Source organism: Kribbella sp. NPDC004536 (genome assembly GCF_042873835.1).
In the GTDB taxonomy this organism is placed as follows: Bacteria; Actinomycetota; Actinomycetes; order Propionibacteriales; family Kribbellaceae; genus Kribbella.
Genome location: NZ_JBIALY010000005.1, coordinates 392,040 through 413,320, shown reverse-complemented (window position 1 = coordinate 413,320; position 21,281 = coordinate 392,040). Strand labels below are relative to the sequence as shown.

Genomic DNA, 21,281 nt, shown 5'->3' with positions numbered 1-21,281 from the left:
GTGCGCGGGTGGTTCATGATCTGTCGATGATCAGATCATGGCGCAGGACTGACTAGATCTTGCCGGGAGCTGACCAGTGGTGCAGCTTCCTCCGGGTGATCTGCGCCAAGGGCTTGGCGCCGAGAAGCTCCAGCTCCTCCAGTCCGGCGAAGACAGCGGCCGGGTTCGAACTCTCGGTCAGCGCCAGTGCATGCTCATAGGTGCAGCCGGCCGCGCGCCAGAAATCGGCCGCCTCCTGCCATCGACCGGCAAGGAGAAGACCGTACGGCTCGTCGGACGGACGAACTGCCAGGGAATGGCCTGCCTTGCGCATCCAATAGGCAAGCTCCGGAGTGAGGCACGGTGAATCCAGAGCGGACAGCTCGTCGTAGAGGTCGGCCCCCAAGGCGACCGCGCCGAGCGCGTCGCCGCGCAGCCAGGCTGCTTCAGCCGCGGCATTGACCGCCAGGCCAAGTGTTTGCAGGTCACCCATCTCGGTCGCGAGCCGGACTGCCTCTGTCAGCGTGGCGGCCGCATCCGGGTCGCCACGGCGGGCAAGTACGCGCCCAACGATGGTCCGCTCGGTGACGCGAACAACCGGGACCGGGTTCGTGATGTGGGCCAATGTCGACAAGGCGCCGTCCCAGTCAGCCCGGCCGAGCTGGATGTAGGCGCGTTGCGCGTGCATGAGGTCGAGAGCGACGAGTTGGTCGGTGCGCTCGGCGAACGCGATGGCCGCATCGACGTAGGGATCTGCTTCGTCCAGCCGAAAGCGGCTGTGCAGTTCGGAGACCATGTTGTTGTACGCGCGGCTGGTAGCGTCGTCGTCGCCTGCGGCCATGGCCACGGCCAGGCTCTCCGCCATCAGTTCGCGACCGTCGCCGCCCAGGAACCACCGTGCCAGCGCGAGGTTGTTCAGGGCGTACGAGAGCGTTCCGTCATCGCCGGCTGCCCGGGCAAGCTCGATCGCTCGCTCGGCGACCGGTGCGGCCCGGCTCGCTCGGAAGTCCATCACTTCCAGCGCGGCCTGCTGTGTGAGAGCGGTCGCCAGTAGACGAGGATCGCCGATCCGCTCGGCAACGCTGACGGCTTCTTCTGCTGCGACTTCGGCTTCTCTGCGATGTCCGCTCCACCAATAGGCCCGTGACAACCAGCGCAGGCCGGCGCCGACGGCGGCGTCGTCACCAAGGCTGCGTCGTAACTCGATGGCCTCCTGCTGTGCGACGACGCCCAGGTCGCTCTGGCCGATTGCCCTGCTCTCGACTGCGTAGGCCTCCAGGAGATCGGCGCGTTCGTCGAGGGTAAGCAGCTCGGAGTACTCGAGGACCGAGGTGAAGTGGATTGCCGCTTCCCGATGAGCACCGCTGGATGCTGCTGCGCGTGCCGCGGCCGGCCCGAAGCGCAGAATCGCTGCACGGTCTCCGGCTTGCGTAGCGTGGTGCATGATTCGGGTGAGATCGGCCGTCGGATCATCGGCGAGTGCGGCCAGGACTCTGCTGTTGAGTTGTGCGCGGCGCATGCCCGGCAGTGCGTCGGCGATGGCGCGGCGGGTCAGCTCGTGGCGAAACGTCACCTCGTCCGGGGTGACATCGAGCAAACCGCATTCTTCAGCCGCGATCAGCGCGCCCCACCCCTCGGGCAGTAGGGCGTCCACGAGCTGACAGTCGATCGCGGTCGGCACCACGCTGAGCTGCTCGACGGCCCGCCGAGTCATTGTGTCGATGCGGGCGAGTCGCGCGAGAGTTGCATCGACAACGGTGGCCGGCACTCCGGCGTGAGTGCCACTGGCAAGCACCTCGGTCACGAAGAAGGGGTTGCCCGAGGTCACGGCAAACAGCTCGTCTGCGTCAATGCTGCTGCCCGCGCTCAGTGTTCGGACGCCCGCCGGCGACAGCGGCCGCAGGGCGAATCTGTGTACTTGCCCGCCCCCGATGCCGAGCAGTTGGCGGAGCGGGTGTTTGCCCGACAGCTGATCCTCGCGGTACGTCAGCAGAACGACCAGATGCATCCGCGCGACGCGCCGGGTCAGGTAGCGCAGAACATCGAGGGTGGCATCGTCGGCCCATTGTGCGTCCTCGATGACCAGGATTGTTGGGTGGTCCGACCGATCGAGCTCGGTTCGCAGGGCTGACAGTGTGTGATCTTGATCGGTTCCGTCACGAAGTGCTTCTGCCGCGTCGGCCCCTATGCTGCCGATCAGATCCCGGAACGGGCCGAGCACGCGTGCCGCGGTGAGGTCGTCGCAACGGCCGATCAGAAAGCGCGTGTCAGCCGGAAGGCCGGCCCGCAGGGTATCGACGACACTCGTCTTGCCGATGCCGGCTTCGCCGAACACAAGTGCCGTGGAACCATGGCCGCGCTCGGCGTCCAGGCGAGCTTGTTCCAGAGCCGCCAGCACGTCGTCCCGCTCGAGGATCCGCGCCCCCATGCCCCGATGATGGCACACCTGGGCACCGCTCTTCGGGTGAAAGCCGGCCTCGGCGACTCCGGATCAGGCAGACATCACCAAGGATTCAGACTCGTTCGTTGAAGTGCACACTGCGTGCACGAGCGTTGCTGGAGCGTGTGCGTCGCCGGTGGAGGCGCCCGCGATGATTCAGGAACTTGTGCCCGCCGATGCCGCGGTGCGGCGACCGGATCTTGGCAGCAGAAGAGCGCCGGTGGCGAAGGCGAGGAGGATCGCGAAGAGGTCCTTCTCCAGGGCGAACGCGAGGACGGCACCGGTCATCCCGGTGCCATCCAGCCAGCCACTGGTGAAGGCCAAGTGCTTGAGCGCCGTTGTAGCGACCACGAAGAGACGGCTCAGCCGCGGTGTTTGTCAGGCTCGCCGAGCTGAGCGTCCGGGTCTGATGCTCCGGGGGTCAGATGTCCCAGCAAGGTGCCGAGAGCAACAACCAGGACGGCGCCGCCGACACCGTAGGCAAAAGGAGGCCGCCGATTCCGGCCGGGACGGTTGTCAGGGGAATGGCTTGGAGGGTCGCCCCGGAACTGAATGCGGACACGCGATTGCCCACGATCAACACGCGAATGGCGAGTGGCAGTCGCGTCTTCGCAAGCATTCGGCCCCCTTAGGTGTGACGAGCGCGGTGGGCAAGGTCAGCCCACCCGATTCTTCGCCATCTGGCTGAATCACAGCTGAACGGAATCTGACTCCGGTCTCGTCGGCAACAAACAAGCGTGTGGGCGGAACCGTCGGTTCCGCCCACACGCTGTGGTTCAATCAGGCGCCGCGAACAATCAGGGCGTGGTTGAGGTTGATACCGCGCTTCGGCTTCATGGCCCAATTCCTTCCGTAGTAGTGTCCATTTGGATGATCGAAATCATTTGTGGACATTTTTTGGAATTGCATCCAGATTGCTGATGCTCTTCCTCTTGGAAGGTATTTATACGTTGGTTGCCGTGGGCATCTCGTGATCTGCTGCTGATCAGATCGACGGCGCAGGCTGACTAATTCTCTGCCTGGGCTGACCAGTAGGCGGCAGCTTCGTCCCGGCTCTGGACTCCGAGTTTGGTGAGGATCGCGGCCACGTGGTTGGCGGCTGTGTGTACCGACATGACCAGCTCATCGGCGATCTGGGCGTTGGTCAGGCCGCGCGCGATGAGGTTCAGCACGTCCAGCTGGCGAGCGGTGAGGCCCGCCGGGTTGTCCCGGGTCGTGGCGATCGGGCCGCGAGGAACGCGGGTGATACCCATCTCCTGCAGCTTGAGTCTGGTGATCCGCGCAAGGGGCTTGGCGCCGAGAGCGTCCAGCTTTTCCAGCCCGGCCAGGATGTCGGTCGGGTCAGGACTTTCCGTCAGCGCCATCGCGTACTCGTAACTGCAGCCAGCTGTCTGCCACGCCCTGGCCGCGTCCCGCCAGCGCCCGGCAACCAGCAGTCCGTACGGCTCCTCGGAGGGGCGAGGCAACGTAGAGTAGCCCGCTTTCATCAGCCAGTAAGCAAGTTCTGGCGTCAAGCAGGGCGAGTCCAACTCGGACAGCTCGTCGTACAGCCCGGCTGCCAACGTCCTGACGGCTTCGTCGTCACCGCGCAGCCACGCAGCCTCGGCTGCTGCTGACACGGCGATCCCGAGCGTCTGCAGATCACTCATCTCGTAGGCGAGTGCGACCGCCTCGTCGAGCTGGGCCACAGCCTCCGGATCGCCCCTGCGAGCCTGGATACGCCCGGTGATCGTCAACGCGGCGAAACGAGCGATCGGGACCGGGTCAACCATGGAGGCCACGGTTGCCAAGGCCGAAGCCCACTCGGCGCGGCCGAGCTGAAGATACGCACGGTAGGCATGCATGAGGTGGAGAGCCACAACCTGATCGGTACGCTGTGCGAACTCGGTACCGGCATCGATGTAGGCGTCGGCGGCATCGAACTGGAAACGACTCCACAGCTCGGAGACCATGTTGTTGTAGGCCCGGCTGACCGCGTCGTCGTCGGCGGCGTCGAGAGCAACCTGCAGACTCTCCGCCATCAAGTCCCGGCCGTCTCCGCCCATGAACCAGCGTGCCAGCGCCAAATTGTTCAATGCATGCGACAGCGTTGATCGGTCGTCGATCGAACGGGCCAGCTCGGTGGCACGCTCAGCATCCGGAGCCGCCGACCGCGCACGAAAGTCCATGATGTCCAAGGACGTCTGTTGGGTGAGGCAGGTTGCGAGAAGATGCGGATCGCCGACGCGTTCGGCGATCCGGACCGCCTCGCTGGCAGCCTCTTCTGCTTCTCGACGGTGACCACTCCACCAGTACACCCGCGAGAGCCAGCGCAACCCAGCGCCGACGGCGGCGTCGTCACCCAGAGTTCGGCGCAGAGCGACGGCCTGCTGCTGGGCAAGTACTCCACGATCGCTCTCACCGATCGCGCGGCTCTCCACCGCGTACCCCTCGAGAAGGGCGGCACGTTCGACTGCGGAGAACGAGTCGGCGCGTCCGAGAAGCAATTGATAATGCGCTGCGGCCTCACGGTGAGATCCACCAGCAGCGGCGAGGCGGGCTGCCTCGGGACCGAATCGCACGATCGCGGACCAGTCGCCTGCCTCGGCGGCATGGTGCATGATCCTGGCAAGGTCGGCAGTCGGGTCTTGGAGCAGGACGGACAGCACCCGTCGGTTCAACCTGGCTCGTCGCATACCGGCCAGGGAGTCCACAATCGCACAACGGGTCAGTTCATGCCGGAATTTGACCTCGTGCGGAGTGACCTCCACGATGCCGTGTTGCTCAGCAGCGATGAGATCGGCCGACCTACCGGGCAGCAGGGCGTCGAGCAACTGATGATCTATCGCGGTCGGCACCACACTGAGCTGCTCGACGGTGCGACGAGTCCCGTCGTCGACCCTGGCGAGCCTGGCGAGCGTGGCGTCCATGACCGTCGCCGGCACTCCGCTTCGTGGCGCGATCCCGAGAACCTCGGTCACGAAGAACGGGTTGCCCGAGGTGACGGTGAAGAGCTGATCAGTGTTGATCCCGGTTCCGGAGCTCAAGGTACGTACGGCGCCCTTGGACAACGGGTGCAGCGGAAACCGAAGGGTTCTGTCAGACATGTTACCGAGCAGTTGCAGCAGCGGATGAGTCTCGAGCAGCTCGTCGTCGCGATAGGTCAGGAGCAGAACGAGATGCATGTCCGCAACTCTGCGGACCAGATAACGAAGGACATCGAGAGTTGCGTCATCTGCCCACTGGACATCCTCGATGACCAACAGCGTCGGTTGATCGGGCTGGTCGAGCTCGCTCCGGAGGGCTTCGAGTATGCGACCTTGCTGTGTGCCCTCCACGAGGGCTGTTTCGGCCTCCTCGCCCACCTGTCCGATCAGGTCCCGGAAGGGCCCGAGCACACGAGCCGTCGCAAGGTCGTCGCACCTGCCGATCAGCAGTCTCGCCGGTGTCGATATCCGGCTCTGCGCAGCCTCGACCACGCTGGTCTTGCCGATTCCGGCCTCGCCGTACACCAACGCAACACAGCCGCGACCGGTTGCCGCCTCAGCTGCAGCTTCAGCCAGGCACTCGAAGACATGCTCCCGCTCGAGGATCTGCGACCTCATGGTTCGATGATCGCACGCAGGATTGCCCAGTTCGCAGGACAGGATTCGGTCCTGACACAGGCAATCAAGCAGACGTCATGTCCGGATCAGGTTCGCTTCACCTCGTGCACTCCACGTAGTCGATCACTTCCTAAAAGGTGTGTTCGTCTGCCGGGAAGGCGCCGGCGGCAACCTCGGCGGCGTACGTCGTGGCCGCGCTGGTGAGGATGCCGCGCAGGTCGGCGTACTGCTTGACGAAGCGGGGCATGGTGCCGGACCGCAGGCCGGCCATGTCCTGCCAGACCAGCACCTGGGCGTCGGTGTCGCGGCCCGCGCCGATGCCGATCGTCGGGATCGGCACCCGCTTGGTGATCTCGGCCGCCACGTCGCCCGGCACCATCTCGAGCACGATCGAGAACGCACCGGCCGCGGCGAGCGCGACCGCGTCGTCGATCAGGCCGGCCGCCTGCTCGCCGCGGCCCTGCACCCGGTACCCGCCGATGCTGTGCTCGCTCTGCGGGGTGAACCCGATGTGCGCCATCACGGGGATGCCGGACTGGGTCAGCTTCTCCACCATCGGTACGACGGTGCGCCCGCCCTCGAGCTTCACCGCGTGCACGCCGGCTTCCTTCATGAACCGTACGGCGGTGTGGAACGCCTGCTCCGGTGACGCCTGGTACGAACCGAACGGGAGGTCCGCGACGACCAGCGCGTGCTCGGCCGCGTTCGCGACGGCGCGGGAGAGCGGGATCAGTTCGTCGACGGTGACGCGGAGCGTGGTGTCGTAGCCGTAGACGTTGTTCGCGGCGGAGTCACCGACCAGCAGGACCGGAATGCCTGCCTGGTCGAAGATCTCGGCGGTGTACTGGTCGTACGCCGTCAGCATCGCCCACTTCTCGCCGCGGCTCTTGAAGTCGCGCAGGTGGTGGACCCGGTACCGCCGCGGTCGCTTGGCCTGGTTGGTTGGTGGCGCTGCCGGTGTTGCCGCCGTCGGCTCGCTCGGTTGGGTCGACGCGGCCGGCTTGGCTGCGGGTCCGCCGTACGGCGACACTTCTTCGGTGGTGTTCTGCGGCTGTGGTTCCTCGGCTGCTGGCGAGGCGAACGCGCGGCGCGCGGCGCGGTGCGACGTTACCTGCTCGGCCGGGACCTGGCTCGGTGCGTCCTGCTGGACGTCGGCACGGCGGCGTGCACCGAGCGGGCGCGAGGCCTCGGTCGCCTGCGACTGCTCAGCGGCCGGCTCTTCGGTCACCGGCGCGTGGATCTCGTACTCCGCACTCGGATCGGTCAGGTACCCGTTGTCCCGCGGCCGCCCCGACTCGCGCGGCTGCCCCTCGGCCCGAAGCCGGATCTCCTGCGGCTGAGTCGTCTCCTCAACCACCTGCTCTGCTTCCCGCACCTGCTCCTGTTGTTGCTGCGCCGCCTGAGCCTCGTACCCCCGCCCGGCTTCGCCCCGACCCCCCGCCTCATACCGCTGCCCGCCCTCGCGCCGCCGCGCCTCCTCAGGCTGCGCCTCGTACCGCTGCCCGCCCTCGGGCCGCGCCTCCGGTTCGTACCGCTGCCCGCCCTCGCGCTGCACCTCGGCCTCGTACCGCTGCCCAGCCTCGCGCTGCGCTTCCGGTTCGTACCGCTGCCCGGCCTCGGGCTCGTAGCGCTGTTCGGGTTCGCGGCGCTGCTCTGCCTGCGGTTGTGGTTCGTATCGCTGCTCGCTCTCGCGACGCCGCTCTGCCGGCGGCTGTGGCTCATACCGCTGCCCGGCCTCGGGCCGTACCTCGGGCTCGTAGCGCTGCTCGGGCTCGCGGCGGCGTGCTTCGTCCGGCCGGGTGCCTTCCTGCGACCGACCCGCGCCGTACGCCTGCGCGGCATCGCTCAGCCGCGACGTCTCCGGCGGACGCTGCTGCGGCGGCTCCGGCTGACGGGCCGGCTCATGCCCCCAGACCGGCTCCGGACCCGGTCCCGGCTCGTACCGTCGAGGCGGTTCTTCCTGTGCACGCGGGGCTTCCGGCGGCTGCAGACGCTGCGGCGGCCGTGGCGGCTGCTGCGGCGGCAACCCGTTGCCGCTCCCGAGACCGTTGCCGCCCAACCCGTTGCCGCTGACCCCGTTGCCGCTGACCCCGTTGCCGCTGACACCGTTGCCGGTGTGGCCGTTGCTGCCGTGGCCGTTGCTGCTGGCCGGCGGTGGGGCGAACGGGTTCGGCTGCTGCGGCGCCGGGCTGCTCCAGTTCGCGTTGCCGTTCGAGGACGGACGCGGCGGCGTACCGTTCCCGCCGGCCGGACGAGCCGGTGCGCCGTTCCCGTTCGAACCCGGACCGAACGGACTCGGCCGCCCCGGTGCCGGCGGTGTCGCCGGGGGCTGCTGCGGCGGGCGGAACGGGTTCTGCTCCTGGTGCTCCCGTCCGAACTGCTCCTCGCGCTGCGGCTCGTAGTACGGCTGCCGGCCGGGAGGTGGCGGCGCACTCGGCAGGTACGGCGGCTTCGGTACGTACGGCTGCTGCGGCACCGGGCCGCGCTCGTACGTCCGCGGCGCGTTCGGCAGCGACGGCGACGGGTCGAGACCGAGACCCCGGTCCCGCCAGTTGTCGTCCTCGTAGTCCGAGCTGTCAGCCATGGCCTCATCGTCCCACCGATGCGGAGGGTGAGCGCCACCGGCTGTGGAGGAGTTCACATCCTGGTTGGGCAGGCCGGAACGATCGTACGGCTCTTCGCGCGAGCCCCACGGGGAGTCTTGGCCCGGGTTGTCGGGCTGGGATGGGCGGTACCGCCAGGAGTCGCTCAGTGCTCGGCTGCCTTCCGTGCGTCCTCACGCCATGCGTTCGTGATCGGCAACCGGCGGTCCCGCCCGAAGGCCTTGTGGGTCAGCTTCGGGCCCGGTGGGTACTGCCGGCGCTTGTACTCCGCTCTGTCGACGAGCCCGATCACCTTCGTGACCAGCTCGGGGTCGAATCCCGCCGCGACCAGTTCCGCACTGCCGCGGTCCTGCTCGACGTAGTCGTCCAGCATGTCGTCGAGCAGGTCGTACGCCGGCAGCGAGTCGGTGTCCTGCTGTCCCGGGCGGAGCTCGGCGGACGGGGGTTTCGCGATCGAGTTCTCCGGGATCGGCGGCTGCTGGCCGCGCGCCTTCGCGTCCTCGTTGCGCCACTTCGCCAGCCGCCAGACCAGCGTCTTGGGCAGGTCCTTCAGCGGTGCGTACCCGCCGACGGCGTCGCCGTAGATGGTCGAGTAGCCGACGGACAGCTCCGACTTGTTGCCGCAGGCAAGTACCAGGTGGCCGTCGGAGTTCGACAGGCCCATCCAGATCACCGCGCGGACCCGGGCCTGCAGGTTCTCCTCGGCCAGGCCGGTCAGCCCGAGAGTGTCCAGGAACGGCTGCACCATCGGCTGGATCGGGATCACCCGGTAGTTCAGGCCGGTCCGCGCGGCCAGTTCGGCGGCGTCGTCCTTGGAGTGGTCGCTGGAGTAGACGCTCGGGTTGGAGATCCCGAACACGTGCTCGGCACCGATCGCGTCGCAGGCGATCGCGGCCACCAGCGAGGAGTCGATCCCGCCGGACAGGCCGAGCAGTACGGACTTGAAGCCGTTCTTCTGGACGTAGTCGCGCAGCCCGGTGACGATCGCGCCGTACATCTCGGCCTCGTCGGACAACCGCGGCGCGACGTTCGGGGCCATCGGTTCGTACGGCGCGAGCTCGTCGGACTGCAGCACGGTGTGGACGATCTCGATGCCCTTGTGGGTACCGGCCGGAGTGCCTGTCGCGGAAGGCAGTTCGAGGTCGACGATCATGCTGCCCTGCTCGAACTGCGGGGCGCGGGCGAAGATCTTGCCCTCGGCATCCGCGACCAGCGAGTCGCCGTCGAAGACCAGTTCGTCCTGGCCGCCGACGAGGTTCACGTACGCCAGCGCGCAGCCGGCCTCGCGGGCGCGGCGGCGGACCAGGTCGCCGCGGACGTCGTCCTTGTTCGCCTCGTACGGCGAGCTGTTCACGACCAGCAGCAGACCGGCGCCGGCCTCGCGGGCGACCGCGACCGGGCCGCCGTCCTGCCAGAGGTCCTCGCAGATGACGACCGCGACGTCGATACCGTGGATGCGGACGACCTGCAGCGTGTTGCCTGGTACGAAGTGCCGGAACTCGTCGAAGACGCCGTAGTTCGGCAGGTGGTGCTTGACCGCGCTGGTGACGACCCGGCCCTGGTGGATCACCGCGGCCGAGTTGGTCGGCGAACCCTTCGGCCGGCCGAGCCGGTCGATGCCCATCGCCGTACCGCCGGCGCGATCCAGGTACCCGCAGACGACCACGATCTCGCCGAGCCCTTCGTCGGCCAGGCGCTGCGCGAGCTTCTTGATGTGCGCCTGCGAGGCATCCACGAACGAGGCCCGCAACGCCAGGTCCTCGACCGGATAACCGGTCAGCCCGAGTTCCGGAAACGCGACGACCTGCGCACCCTGCTCGACCGCGTTCCGGGTCCACGCGACGATCTTGTCGGTGTTCCCGTCGATGTCACCCACGGTCACATCGATCTGAGCAAGAGCAACCCGAAGCTGAGGCACGAGAGCACATTACTGGTTCCCCCCGCCCGACCCCACGCCCCTCACCAACTCTTACGAATGCCTTAGAAAAGTCCGGACCAACTCCAGGTCACCGCGACCCCGTTCGGGAGAGGAAATAGGGGAGTCCATCGAACAGCGACGAAGGTTCAGTTGGTGGGGACTTTGGTTGGATGTGGGGGCGGGGCGGGATGGGTTGACTTGGCAGTATGGATGCGCGAGGGCCGACTGGGCTGCGGGAGCGGGCGCTTGGGCCGGATCTTGCGCGTGGGTTCATGTTGTTGTTCATCGCGTTGGCGAACTCGCACTACTTCGTTTCAGGTGGCGCCTACTTCGGTGGGTTTCCGGTCGGGGGGTCGGGGCTCGACCGGATCGTCGGTGGGCTGATCTCGACGTTCGTCGACGGGCGCGCGTTCCCGATGTTCGGTGTCCTGTTCGGGTACGGCGTGGCGCAGATCGTCCGCCGCCAACGCGAAACGGGCAACACCTGGTGGGGGATCCGCAAGCTGCTGTGGCGCCGCAGCCTCGTCCTGGTCGTCCTCGGTTTCGCCCACGCGATGCTGCTCTACATCGGCGACATCCTCGCCGCGTACGGTGTACTGCTCTTCCTCGGCGTCTGGGCCCTGCGCTGGAAGGACCGCTGGCTGTTCGCAGTCGCCGCGTTCGTACTGATCCTGACCGCGCTGCCGAGTAACGAGAGCCGCACCGACGGACCGGACCCGGCGATGGTGCCGAACAGCTTCCTCGGACAGTTCGCCGAACGGATCACCGTCCAGCCGTTCATCGCCGGCCTCGGCTGGATCGGCTTCGTCACCCCGTTCCTGATCGGTCTGTGGGCCGGCCGCCGCCGCATCCTCGAACGCCCCGCCGAACACCTCACCCTGCTCCGGACCACCGCCCTGCTCGGCCTGACGATCGCGGTCGCCGGCGCGCTCCCGATGGCGCTCGTCGTCGGCGGCGTACTGGCCCGGCCGAGCGACCATGCGCTGACCATCGCCGGACCGTTGCACGACGCAACCGGCGTGTTCGGCGGTTTCGGGTACGCCGCGTTGATGGTGCTGATCGCCCACCGCGCCGGCGTACGCCCGGTCACGGCGGCGATCGCCGCCGTCGGACAACGTTCGCTGACGTGCTACCTGTCCCAGTCGGTCGTCTGGGCCGTCGTGTTCACGCCGTACCTGCTCGATCTCTCGGGCACACTCACCACCACGACAGCGCTCCTCGCCGTCGCGACCTGGCTCGCGACCGTCGTACTCGCCGACCGGATGCGGCGCGCCGGCTACCGTGGCCCGTTCGAGCTGCTGATCCGCCGCATCACCTACCGACGCCCCACCACCGTTACTTCCGGATGAAACTCAAGTGGGTCACGCCGCTCGGCGCCGTCACGCTCTGGATGTCGAACTGCTGCTCGAGCGACTCCTGCTCGTCCCACAACCGGACCCCGCGGCCGAGCACGATCGGCACCACCGCCAGGTGCATGTAGTCGACCAGCCCCGCCTTCAGGAACTCGCGGATCACCGACACCCCACCACCCAGCCGTACGTCGCCGGAACCGGCCGCCGCCCGCGCCTGCGCCAGTACTTCCGCAGGCGTCGCGTCGACGAAGTGGAACGTGGTACCGCCCTCCATCTCCACCGACGGCCGCGGGCGATGGGTGAGTACGAACACCGGGCTGTGGAACGGCGGGTTCGGCCCCCACCACCCTGTCCAGTCGGCGTCGTCCTGCCACCCGGGCGGACCGAACTTGTTCGCGCCCATGATCTCGGCGCCGATCCCGCGCTCGTGCTGCGCGGCGAACGCGTTGTCGACACCCTGCGTGCCGCCGGGCTCGCCGTCCATCGAATGGAAGTACTGCGTGGCGACGAACCAGTCGTGCAGCCGTTCGCCGGCGTGACCGAACGGGGCCTTCCTGGACTGGCCCTCGCCGGTACCGAACCCGTCCAGGGAGATCGAGAAGTTGTGAATCCGTACCTGCGACATGTGAGTGCTCCTCCGTCTGGCTGCTGTCACCCTACGGTCGGAGCACCCACCGTCACTTTGACATCAGCCGAGCAGAACCGCGGCGACCCGGTCCCGCAGCTCCGGCAGCCGGGCGTAGAACACGTCACCCGGGCACTGCGTGGTGTTGTAGTCACGGTGCCCGACGATCGCGGCATGCGGATCGAGGCCGTACTTCGCACACAGCCAGGCGCACGTCAGTACCGACATGTCGAACAGCGCGACCGGTACGTCCTCGCTGACGTAGATACCCTCGTGCTCGATCCCGATCGTGTGGCTGTTGTTGTTCGCGGTCTGCGCACCGAGCACGTTCTGGCCGTTGTTGATCGAGGACAGCGACTTGCTGCGGCCCTCCATCAGGAAGCCGCCGCGGCTGATCGTCAACTGGTTGCCGATGTCGATCCAGCCGTTGGTGTCCATGTGCAGGTCCTGGATCCAGTGCTGGACCTTGTACGCCGCGGCCAGCGAGTAGTCGGTGACGTTCGGGCTCGCGGTGTGGTGGATGACGATGTGGTCGGGCTTGCCGATCACCTGGGTGGGGGACTTGGGCGGGCGCGCCGACCACTCGGTGCGCGTGTAGCAGCGCGGCGCGGGAGCCGCGTGCGCTGCCGTCGGCAGGGCGAGTCCGCCGAGCAGTACGCCGCCGGCGGAAGCGCCGAGCAGGGTACGCCGGGAGACCCGTTTGAAACTTTCTGGGGCGGTCATGTTATAGAAAATTCCCTACGAACAAGCCCTCCAAACCGGAATGGTGTAATGGCCCGCGTGACTGATGGTGAGCAGGTCCGGCTGGGGCGGGTCGGCAAGGTGCTGCGGGTCCTGGTCGCGGTGGCCGGGATCGCTCTGCTGATCAACGGCTCGGTCCGCGCCAGTGACGACGCCTGGCCGTTCGGCCCGATGTCGCAGTACGCGATGTCGGTACCGGACGACGCGAAGATCGACTACACCCGGATCAGCGCGGTCACCGACGCCGGTACGACGGTCGACGTACCGCTGAACATCGAGGGCGCGGGCGTCGCCCGGGCCGAGATCGAGGCGCGGGCCGGCGAGATCGAGAAGGACCCGTCACTGCTCCAGCAGGTCGCGGACGGATGGGCACGCAAGCACCCGGACAAACCGAAGTACGTGAAGCTCGAACTGATCCGCGACACGACCCAACTGGTCAAGGGCCGGGTCGAAGGGCCGCCGACGTCGCAGGTGCTCGCGACCTGGGAGGTGCGGCGATGAGTTGGTTCACCCCACCGATCGCGATGGGCCGGATCGCCTGGTTGCGGACCGTCCTCTATCTGTTCGTCATCCTCGACATGCACGCCTTCGTCCGCGACACCCTCGACAAGGGTCAGCATCCGGGGTTGTACCAGCCGTTGCTGCTGGCCCGGTTGCTCGACCTCCCGAAGCCGTCGGTGGCGAACACCACGACGCTGTACGTCGTACTCATCGTCGCGTGCTTGATCGGCGCGACGAACCGCTTTCCGCGGATCGCCGGCTGGATCGTCGCACCGGCGTTCACCTGGTGGGTGCTGATCGGGATGAGCGACGGCAAGGTCGACCACGACCACCTCGCGCTGGTCATCGCGTTGTGGGTACTGCCCACGGTCGGGCGGGCGTCGTACGGCGACCAGACGAAGTCCGAGGCGGCCGGCTGGGTCGTCCGGTGCATCCAGATCTGTGTGATCGCGACGTACTTCCTGTCCGCGATCGCGAAACTGCGCAGCGCCGGCTGGGCGCTGACCTGGCCCGGGAGCGCCATCCTCACCTGGGCGATCGTGCGGCGGCCACATCCGGTCGGGGAGTGGCTGCTGAACTACCCGTGGATCCTGCACGTCATGCAGTGGGTCGGCATCATCGGGGAGTTCTGCTCGCCGGTGATCCTGTGGCTGAAGGGCCGGTGGCAACTGTTCGGTGCACTGTTCTTCCTCGGGTTCCACGCGGCGAACACGGCGATCCTGCTGATCCACTTCCTGCCGACCGTGGTCTGTTGGCTCGCCTTCGCGCCGCTCGAACGGATCGTGCCGTGGTACCGGGCGCGCCGAGCAGACCGTGCAGACCGTTCAGGCCGGGATGCCCGAAAGGCCGAAGACCAGGCCGAACAGGGCCGGCAGGCCGAGCAGCAGGCCGGCGCGTAGCTTGAACCGGCGCCCGCCGGGGCCGGGCGTCCGGACCACCCGGGACAGCACCGCACCGGCGTACCCGAAGACCAGGGCCGCGAGCAGGATCTGCCGCGTCGGCAGGTCGGTCGCGTCGTGATGCGTCAGGCCGAGCGTGACGAGTCCCGGGCAGCAGAACGCGACCATGCCGAACCCGAGCTCCGGCACCGGCAGCCAGCGGCGGCCGAGGACATCCCGCTCGGCCGGTCGCGTCCGGCGCAGCGACTGCACGAAGCGGGCCGTACCGACGATCAGGTCGCTCAGGCAGAGCACTGCCGCGACAATCAGTGCGGCCCGGAAGATCGTCTGCACAAGAGGACACGCTAGGCCCTGAACGTACGCCGGGTGGCGCCGCCACGTAACGTCTGGTTAACAACGGCAAGGCACACTGTGAGAGTCTCCAGACTCGGTTGAGAGGTGGACTGATGGACAAGCAGCAGGAGTTCGTGCTGCGCGCGCTGGAGGAGCGCGACGTACGTTTCGTGCGGCTCTGGTTCACCGATGTACTCGGGTTCCTGAAGTCGGTCGCGGTGGCGCCGGCCGAGCTGGAGAGCGCGTTCGCCGAAGGGCTCGGATTCGACGGGTCGGCGATCGAGGGGTTCGCCCGGGTGACCGAGGCCGACATGCTGGCCAAGCCGGACCCGTCGACGTTCCAGATCCTGCCGTGGCGCGGCGAGACCATGGGCACCGCGCGGATGTTCTGCGACATCAACATGCCGGACGGGTCGGCGTCGTTCGCGGACCCGCGGCACGTGCTGAAGCGGACGCTGTCCAAGGCCGCCGATCTCGGGTTCACCTTCTACACGCACCCGGAGATCGAGTTCTACCTGTTCAAGTCGCTGGTCGGCGCGCCCGGTACGACGCCGGAGCCGGTCGACTCGTCGGGGTACTTCGACCACACGCCGCAGGGGATCGGCAACGACTTCCGCCGCGAGGCGATCACGATGCTCGAGTCGATGGGCATCTCGGTCGAGTTCAGCCACCACGAGGGCGGGCCGGGCCAGCAGGAGATCGACCTGCGGTACGCCGACGCGCTGTCGACCGCCGACAACATCATGACGTTCCGCGTCGTGGTGAAGGAGGTGGCGCTCTCGCAGGGCATCTACGCGTCGTTCATGCCGAAGCCGCTGTCGGACCAGCCGGGTTCCGGGATGCACACGCACATGTCGCTGTTCGAGGGCGACCGGAACGCGTTCTTCGAGGGCGGCGCGCAGTACCAGCTCTCGAAGACCGGTCGCGCGTTCATCGCCGGCCTGCTGCAGCACGCGGCCGAGATCACCGCGGTGACGAACCAGTGGGTGAACTCGTACAAGCGCCTCGCCGTCGGGGACGAGGCGCCGTCGTTCATCTCGTGGGGCCACAACAACCGGTCGGCCCTGGTGCGGGTGCCGATGTACAAGCCGCACAAGGGCCAGTCGTCCCGGGTCGAGTTCCGTTCGCTGGACTCGGCCGCCAACCCGTACCTGGCGTTCGCGCTCATGCTGGCGGCCGGCCTGAAGGGGATCGAGGAGGGCTACGAACTCCCGGCGGAGGTCGAGGAGGACATCTGGTCGCTGACTCCGCGCGAGCGCAAGGCCCTGGGTATCAAGCCCCTCCCGGGCAGCCTCGCCGAGGCCATCAGCGCGATGGAGGACAGCGAACTGGTCGCCGAAACGCTCGGCGAGCACGTCTTCGACTTCTTCCTCCGCAACAAGCGCGCCGAGTGGCAGGACTACCGCCGCCAGGTCACCCCGTTCGAACTGAACAAACTCCTGCCCGTCCTCTGATCAGGCCTCGACCCGGAACGGGTCGTGTTCGGTGAGGAGTTTGTCCAGGCGTGCCTGGTCCACCCGGTTGGTGACCTCGGAAACCTCCTGGCGGTCGCGCACCACCTTGCACAGCACGACTGTCGAGGTGACGACGTACAGGAGGCCCAGGGTCAGGAACGCGCGGATCCAGGGCGACGCGGGCAGGTAGATGAGGGCCAGCGTCATCGCGGTGAGGGAGATGCCGAAGGACGCGATGGCCTGGGCGTAGAACGCGGGAGTCTGCTGAGGCTGGATTCGGTTCGTCATGAGGAGATCGTCGGCGCCGGACCGCCGGTCCCGCATGAGGAGAACTACTTGTTCAGACCCCCGCGGGCTCCGACGGTACGTCGTCCGAGGCGTGCCGCGACGTCCAGCGGGCGGCCGCGGTCGAGTGCCGGTACGGCGGTTCGGTGGCGGGCGCAACCTCCGCGACCACCTCGGGAACCGAGGCGGCTGGTGGTACGACCGGCGTACCGTCAGGTGCCAGGAGCTGCACCTCTTCGACGGTCAGGAACCCGACCGGGCGGACTCCTTCGGTGATCACGACGACGCAGCCAGGGATGACCTGCTGGGCGCGATTCCCCTTGGCAGGAACGAGAATCCCCTCGGCCGGTGTCCGCCACGCACCCGGCGCGAACCGGCGCAGCGCGATCCCGGCCTGACCGTCCTCGGCCGTCCGCGGCGGCAGGTACGCCGTCGCGGTGTAGTCGTAGTCGTAGTCCGGATCCGGCGGTCCGGACACCCGGCCGCCTTGCTGCGGCGTCAACCAGACCACCATGCCGCTCACGGCGAGCGACCCCGTCATCATGACCATGAAAAGTCATCATGCCCGACTACGCACCGAATCCGCTACACAACACCGTGTATCCACTGCAATCTGGTTGAGACGTGAGCAGGACCGCTGGTTCCAGGCGTGGTCCGGTTGGGTAGCCTGCGGGAGTGGCTGAGGGTCGGAGAGGGTCGTGGGAGGGACGGCTGGTCCGGCTCGGGTTCGAGGACCCGCAGCGGGCCGCGGGGATGCTGGAGGAGCTGGACGCGCTCGACGCGCACACCCCGATGGCGACCGAGCAGCTGATCACCACGCTGTCCGAGTCGGCCGACCCCGACCTCGCCCTGCACGGTCTCTGTACGATGGCCGAGTCGTTGCACCGCCACGGCCATGACGTGGCCGCGTTCGCCCGCACGCTCGGGATGGACGACGACTTCCGCCGCCGGCTGGTGTACGTCCTCGGCGCGAGCGAGGCGCTCGGCCGGCACCTCGGTGTCCATCCACGGCACTGGTACGACCTCGCGGACCCGTCGCTCGCCGGTTCGCGTCCGTCGGTCGAGGATGTCGCGGCCAAGCTCGCAACCGCGATCGACGCGGCCAACCCGATCGATGCCCTGCGCATCGAATACCGCCGACTGCTGCTCCGCCTCGCCGCCCGCGACCTGGCCGAAGGTCTGCTCGTCGACGAGGTGGCCGCCGTCCTCGCGGATCTCGCCGCCGGCGCGCTGGAGACCGCCCTGCACATCGCCCGCAACGACTACTTCGCCGCGCATCCCGGCGCTGCCGACTGCCGCCTCGCGATCATTGCCATGGGCAAGTGTGGCGGCCGGGAACTCAACTACGTCAGCGATGTCGACGTACTGTTCGTCGTCGAGCCGCTGGAGGGCGACGCCGAGGCGCCCGCGCTGAAGACCGCGACCCAGCTGGCCGCGGCCGCGATGCGGATCTGCTCGGCGCACACCGGCGAGGGCACACTCTGGCCGGTCGACGCCGCGCTCCGCCCGGAAGGCAAGTCCGGCCCACTGGTACGTACCCTCGACAGCCACCTCGCCTACTACCAGCGCTGGGCGAAGACCTGGGAGTTCCAGGCGCTCCTGAAGGCCCGCCCGGTGGCCGGCGACGCCGAGCTCGGCCGCGAGTACTCCGAGCGGATCGGCCGCCTCACCTGGTCCGCGGCCGACCGCGAGGGCTTCGTCGACGACGTGCAGGCGATGCGCCGCCGCGTCATCGACCACATCCCGGCCGCCGACGTCGACCGGCAGTTGAAGCTCGGCCCGGGTGGACTGCGCGACGTCGAGTTCGCCGTACAGCTCCTGCAGCTCGTACACGGTCGCAGTGACGAGTCGGTCCGCAGCGGTACGACGCTGGTCGCGCTGGAGTCCCTCACCACCAGCGGGTACGTCGGCCGTACGGACGGCGCCGTACTCGCCGACGCGTACCGCTTCCTGCGCTCGATGGAGCACCGGATCCAGCTGTACCGCCTCCGCCGTACCCATCAGGTCCCCGAGGACGAGGCCGACCTGCGCCGCCTCGGCCGCTCGCTCGGCTTCACGAAGAACCCGGTGGCCGACCTCACCGCGGCGTGGAAGAAGCACGCGCTCGAGGTCCGGCGCCTGCACGAGAAGCTCTTCTACCGCCCCCTGCTCGCGGCCGTCGCGCGGATCCCGGGCAACGAGGTACGGCTGACGCCCGAGGCCGCGAAGCAACGCCTGACCGCCCTCGGGTACGCCGATCCCGCGTCGGCGCTGCGGCACATCGAGGCGCTGTCCGAAGGGGTGTCGCGACGTTCGTCGATCCAGCGGGCGTTGCTGCCCGCGATGCTCGGCTGGTTCGCGGAATCGCCGGCCCCCGACGCCGGCCTGCTCGCGTTCCGGACCATCTCCGACGCGCTCGGCTCCACGCCCTGGTACCTCCGCCAGCTCCGCGACGAAGGCGCCTCCGCCGAACGCCTCGCCCACCTGCTGGCCAGCGGCCGATACGCCGTCGACCTCCTGCAGCGCGCACCGGAAGCGACCGCGATGCTCGCCGACGAACGCGAGCTGACGCCACGCACCCCCGAGGCGCTGCTGACCGAGATGTCCGCGGCCGCGCGCCGGCAGGACAACCCGGAGGCCGCCGTCGCGGCGATCCGGGCGGTACGGCGCCGCGAGCTGTTCCGGATCGCGGCCGCCGACCTGTCCGGGATGCTCGACGTGGAAACGGTCGGGGAGGCGCTCACGGTGACCTCGATCGGCACGCTGACGACCGCACTCGAGGTCGCCCGGAAGGCTGTGGCGAAGGGCGAGCCCGAGCCGACCCGGATGTCGATCGTCGCGATGGGCCGGTTCGGCGGTCACGAACTCGGGTACGGCAGCGACGCCGACGTGATGTTCGTCCACGACCCGCTGCCGGGTGCGGACGAGAAGAAGGCGACCGACTTCGCGACCCAGGCGGCGACCGAACTCCGCCGGATGCTGGCGCTGCCCGGTGCCGATCCCGCGGTGGCGATCGACGCGGACCTCCGCCCGGAGGGCCGGCAGGGACCGCTCGTCCGGACGCTCGCGTCGTACGCCTCGTACTACGCGCGCTGGTCGGCCGTCTGGGAGGCGCAGGCGCTGCTCCGGGCGGACCCGCTGTGCGGTGACGCCGACCTGTGCCGGTCGTTCCGCGAGCTGATCGACCCGCTGCGCTATCCGGAGAAGGGGATCAACCAGCGCGACGTGATGGAGATCCGCCGGATCAAGGCACGGGTCGACGCCGAACGGCTGCCACGCGGCGCGGACCCGGCGACGCACACCAAGCTCGGCCGCGGCGGACTGGCCGACATCGAATGGACCGTCCAGCTGCTGCAGCTGCGCGAGGCGCACCGCGTTCCGAGCCTGCGGACGACGCGTACGCTCGCCGCGCTCCGGGCCGGTGTCGACGCCAACCTCGTCGACCCGTCCGAGGCGGACACGCTCAGCGCCGCCTGGGAGATGGCCACCCGGATCCGGAACGCGATCATGCTGGTCCGCGGCCGCCCCGGCGACTCGCTCCCGCAGGACCCCCGCGACCTGGCCGCGGTCGCCCGCATCTGCGGCTACCCACCGGGGGAGTCCGGCCGCTTCGCCGACGACTACCTCCGCACCACCCGCCGCGCCCACAACACCGTCGCCCACCTCTTCTGGGACGACTGACCGTACCGAAGAACGGGTAGTCCTCCCGCCCGACCGCCGGACCCCACCCACCATTCCGCTGACGCCCGCTCACGCCTGCCCGCCGAGGCCGACCACTACCCGTTCTTCGGTACGCAGCATTGACAGGCAACCTTTTGGTTGCCTATTGTCGGGACGTGGAGTTGGTGTTCAAGGCGTTGGCCGACGAGGGGCGACGGCGGTTGCTGGACGCGTTGCGGGAGCGGAACGGGCAGAACCTGCAGGAACTGTGTGAGCTGCTGCCCGAGCTGACCCGGCAAGGCGTCACCAAGCACCTGCGGATCCTCGAGGACGCGAACCTCGTCGTCACGGTCCGGCGCGGCCGGCACAAGCTCCACTACCTGAACCCGGTACCGATCAACGAGATCGCCGAACGGTGGCTGAGCAACTACGAGCGGGACAAACTCCGCGCCCTCAGCGCACTGAAATCCGCTTTGGAGGACAACGATGAGTAAGCCGGCCATGATCCACGTCACCTACATCGAGACCACACCGGAGAAGCTGTGGGCGGCACTGACCTCGGGTGCGTTCACCCAGCTGTACTGGTTCGGCCGCCGGATCGAGTCCGACTGGACGGTCGGCGCGCCGGTCCGCTTCTACGACAGCGCCGACGACAGCCTCACGGACTCGGGTGAGGTCCTGGTGTACGACGAACCGAAGACGCTCGCGTACACGTTCAAGAACGAGTTCATGGAGTCACCCGCCGCCCCGGGTCGGGTCACCTTCACGATCGAGCCGCGCAGCGAGACCGTGGTGAAACTCCAGGTCGTGCACGACGAGATCGCCGAGGACACCGTCGAGGGCTGGCGGAACGGCTGGGGCCCGATCCTCGCCAACCTGAAGACCTACCTGGAAACCGGCCACACACTGCAGCTATAGACTCCACCTG

At 68.2% G+C, this 21,281-nt stretch carries 17 protein-coding genes; 7 read left to right on the top strand and 10 right to left on the bottom strand.

Going from position 1 to position 21,281, the window contains the following annotated elements; translation table 11 throughout:
- Positions 1–52: 52 nt before the first annotated feature.
- The 5 genes from ACFYRU_RS37820 to ACFYRU_RS37800 form a co-directional block, all read right to left on the bottom strand.
- Positions 53–2,407, bottom strand: a complete 2,355-nt coding sequence (locus ACFYRU_RS37820; protein ID WP_387668307.1) for an ATP-binding protein — start codon at positions 2,405–2,407, stop codon at positions 53–55.
- Positions 2,408–2,575: 168 nt separating this feature from the next.
- On the bottom strand, positions 2,576–2,770 hold the full coding sequence (locus ACFYRU_RS37815; RefSeq protein WP_387668304.1) for a hypothetical protein: 195 nt from the start codon (positions 2,768–2,770) through the stop codon (positions 2,576–2,578).
- Positions 2,771–3,426: 656 nt separating this feature from the next.
- The gene (locus ACFYRU_RS37810; protein ID WP_387668302.1) at positions 3,427–6,003 is read right to left on the bottom strand and encodes an ATP-binding protein; all 2,577 of its coding nucleotides are present in this window, start codon (positions 6,001–6,003) and stop codon (positions 3,427–3,429) included.
- 130 nt (positions 6,004–6,133) lie between these two features.
- The gene (gene panB / locus ACFYRU_RS37805) at positions 6,134–7,033 is read right to left on the bottom strand and encodes a 3-methyl-2-oxobutanoate hydroxymethyltransferase (protein WP_387668521.1); all 900 of its coding nucleotides are present in this window, start codon (positions 7,031–7,033) and stop codon (positions 6,134–6,136) included.
- Between the two features lie 1,718 nt (positions 7,034–8,751).
- The gene (locus ACFYRU_RS37800; protein WP_387668300.1) at positions 8,752–10,524 is read right to left on the bottom strand and encodes an NAD+ synthase; all 1,773 of its coding nucleotides are present in this window, start codon (positions 10,522–10,524) and stop codon (positions 8,752–8,754) included.
- 206 nt (positions 10,525–10,730) lie between these two features.
- Here ACFYRU_RS37800 and ACFYRU_RS37795 point away from each other — a divergent pair, with 206 nt between their 5' ends.
- Positions 10,731–11,873 (top strand): DUF418 domain-containing protein, encoded by a 1,143-nt coding sequence (locus tag ACFYRU_RS37795; RefSeq protein WP_387668298.1) that lies wholly within the window; start codon positions 10,731–10,733, stop codon positions 11,871–11,873.
- On the opposite strand, the gene ACFYRU_RS37790 is transcribed toward ACFYRU_RS37795, so the two are convergent.
- The gene (locus tag ACFYRU_RS37790; protein WP_387668296.1) at positions 11,860–12,501 is read right to left on the bottom strand and encodes a dihydrofolate reductase family protein; all 642 of its coding nucleotides are present in this window, start codon (positions 12,499–12,501) and stop codon (positions 11,860–11,862) included. The two genes, ACFYRU_RS37795 and ACFYRU_RS37790, sit on opposite strands and share 14 nt — an antisense overlap.
- A gap of 63 nt (positions 12,502–12,564) precedes the next feature.
- On the bottom strand, positions 12,565–13,224 hold the full coding sequence (locus tag ACFYRU_RS37785) for a peptidoglycan recognition family protein (RefSeq protein ID WP_387668294.1): 660 nt from the start codon (positions 13,222–13,224) through the stop codon (positions 12,565–12,567).
- 48 nt (positions 13,225–13,272) lie between these two features.
- Here ACFYRU_RS37785 and ACFYRU_RS37780 point away from each other — a divergent pair, with 48 nt between their 5' ends.
- Together ACFYRU_RS37780 and ACFYRU_RS37775 are read left to right on the top strand one after the other, a co-directional pair.
- On the top strand, positions 13,273–13,743 hold the full coding sequence (locus tag ACFYRU_RS37780; protein WP_387668291.1) for a hypothetical protein: 471 nt from the start codon (positions 13,273–13,275) through the stop codon (positions 13,741–13,743).
- Complete coding sequence (locus tag ACFYRU_RS37775) at positions 13,740–14,642, top strand: hypothetical protein (RefSeq protein WP_387668289.1); 903 nt, start codon at positions 13,740–13,742, stop codon at positions 14,640–14,642. The genes ACFYRU_RS37780 and ACFYRU_RS37775 overlap by 4 nt, the downstream gene beginning before the upstream one ends.
- Here ACFYRU_RS37775 and ACFYRU_RS37770 read toward each other — a convergent pair.
- A complete protein-coding gene (locus ACFYRU_RS37770) occupies positions 14,568–14,975 on the bottom strand; it encodes a hypothetical protein (protein ID WP_387668287.1) in 408 nt (135 codons plus the stop codon). The two genes, ACFYRU_RS37775 and ACFYRU_RS37770, sit on opposite strands and share 75 nt — an antisense overlap.
- A 113-nt stretch (positions 14,976–15,088) precedes the next feature.
- Here ACFYRU_RS37770 and glnA point away from each other — a divergent pair, with 113 nt between their 5' ends.
- Positions 15,089–16,429, top strand: coding sequence for a type I glutamate--ammonia ligase (glnA, locus tag ACFYRU_RS37765; protein WP_355688658.1), 1,341 nt, complete (start codon positions 15,089–15,091; stop codon positions 16,427–16,429).
- On the opposite strand, the gene ACFYRU_RS37760 is transcribed toward glnA, so the two are convergent.
- Positions 16,430–16,717 carry a YiaA/YiaB family inner membrane protein gene (locus ACFYRU_RS37760; RefSeq protein WP_387668284.1) on the bottom strand — a complete coding sequence of 96 codons (288 nt, stop codon included), beginning with the start codon at positions 16,715–16,717 and terminating at the stop codon, positions 16,430–16,432. It abuts the gene before it with no gap.
- 52 nt (positions 16,718–16,769) lie between these two features.
- Positions 16,770–17,264: a hypothetical protein gene (locus ACFYRU_RS37755; RefSeq protein WP_387668282.1), complete on the bottom strand. Its 495-nt coding sequence runs from the start codon at positions 17,262–17,264 to the stop codon at positions 16,770–16,772.
- Between the two features lie 203 nt (positions 17,265–17,467).
- On the opposite strand from ACFYRU_RS37755, the gene ACFYRU_RS37750 reads away from it, so the two are divergent.
- The 3 genes from ACFYRU_RS37750 (at position 17,468) to ACFYRU_RS37740 (ending at position 21,271) form a co-directional block, all read left to right on the top strand.
- On the top strand, positions 17,468–20,374 hold the full coding sequence (locus ACFYRU_RS37750) for a bifunctional [glutamine synthetase] adenylyltransferase/[glutamine synthetase]-adenylyl-L-tyrosine phosphorylase (RefSeq protein WP_387668518.1): 2,907 nt from the start codon (positions 17,468–17,470) through the stop codon (positions 20,372–20,374).
- 155 nt (positions 20,375–20,529) lie between these two features.
- Positions 20,530–20,847, top strand: a complete 318-nt coding sequence (locus tag ACFYRU_RS37745; RefSeq protein ID WP_387668280.1) for an ArsR/SmtB family transcription factor — start codon at positions 20,530–20,532, stop codon at positions 20,845–20,847.
- Positions 20,840–21,271: an SRPBCC domain-containing protein gene (locus ACFYRU_RS37740; protein WP_387668277.1), complete on the top strand. Its 432-nt coding sequence runs from the start codon at positions 20,840–20,842 to the stop codon at positions 21,269–21,271. Before ACFYRU_RS37745 ends, ACFYRU_RS37740 begins: the two co-directional genes overlap by 8 nt.
- The last annotated feature ends 10 nt before the right edge of the window (positions 21,272–21,281 follow it).

What these genes read in the sequence shown, in the direction of transcription:
- ACFYRU_RS37820 (WP_387668307.1), bottom strand. Translation starts at nt 2,407, where the DNA reads ATGGGGGCGCGGATCCTCGAGCGGGACGACGTGCTGGCGGCTCTGGAA.
- ACFYRU_RS37810 (WP_387668302.1), bottom strand. Translation starts at nt 6,003, where the DNA reads ATGAGGTCGCAGATCCTCGAGCGGGAGCATGTCTTCGAGTGCCTGGCT.
- ACFYRU_RS37795 (WP_387668298.1), top strand. Translation starts at nt 10,731, where the DNA reads ATGGATGCGCGAGGGCCGACTGGGCTGCGGGAGCGGGCGCTTGGGCCG.
- ACFYRU_RS37790 (WP_387668296.1), bottom strand. Translation starts at nt 12,501, where the DNA reads ATGTCGCAGGTACGGATTCACAACTTCTCGATCTCCCTGGACGGGTTC.
- ACFYRU_RS37785 (WP_387668294.1), bottom strand. Translation starts at nt 13,224, where the DNA reads ATGACCGCCCCAGAAAGTTTCAAACGGGTCTCCCGGCGTACCCTGCTC.
- ACFYRU_RS37780 (WP_387668291.1), top strand. Translation starts at nt 13,273, where the DNA reads ATGGCCCGCGTGACTGATGGTGAGCAGGTCCGGCTGGGGCGGGTCGGC.
- ACFYRU_RS37775 (WP_387668289.1), top strand. Translation starts at nt 13,740, where the DNA reads ATGAGTTGGTTCACCCCACCGATCGCGATGGGCCGGATCGCCTGGTTG.
- glnA (WP_355688658.1), top strand. Translation starts at nt 15,089, where the DNA reads ATGGACAAGCAGCAGGAGTTCGTGCTGCGCGCGCTGGAGGAGCGCGAC.
- ACFYRU_RS37760 (WP_387668284.1), bottom strand. Translation starts at nt 16,717, where the DNA reads ATGACGAACCGAATCCAGCCTCAGCAGACTCCCGCGTTCTACGCCCAG.
- ACFYRU_RS37755 (WP_387668282.1), bottom strand. Translation starts at nt 17,264, where the DNA reads ATGGTCATGATGACGGGGTCGCTCGCCGTGAGCGGCATGGTGGTCTGG.
- ACFYRU_RS37750 (WP_387668518.1), top strand. Translation starts at nt 17,468, where the DNA reads ATGCTGGAGGAGCTGGACGCGCTCGACGCGCACACCCCGATGGCGACC.
- ACFYRU_RS37740 (WP_387668277.1), top strand. Translation starts at nt 20,840, where the DNA reads ATGAGTAAGCCGGCCATGATCCACGTCACCTACATCGAGACCACACCG.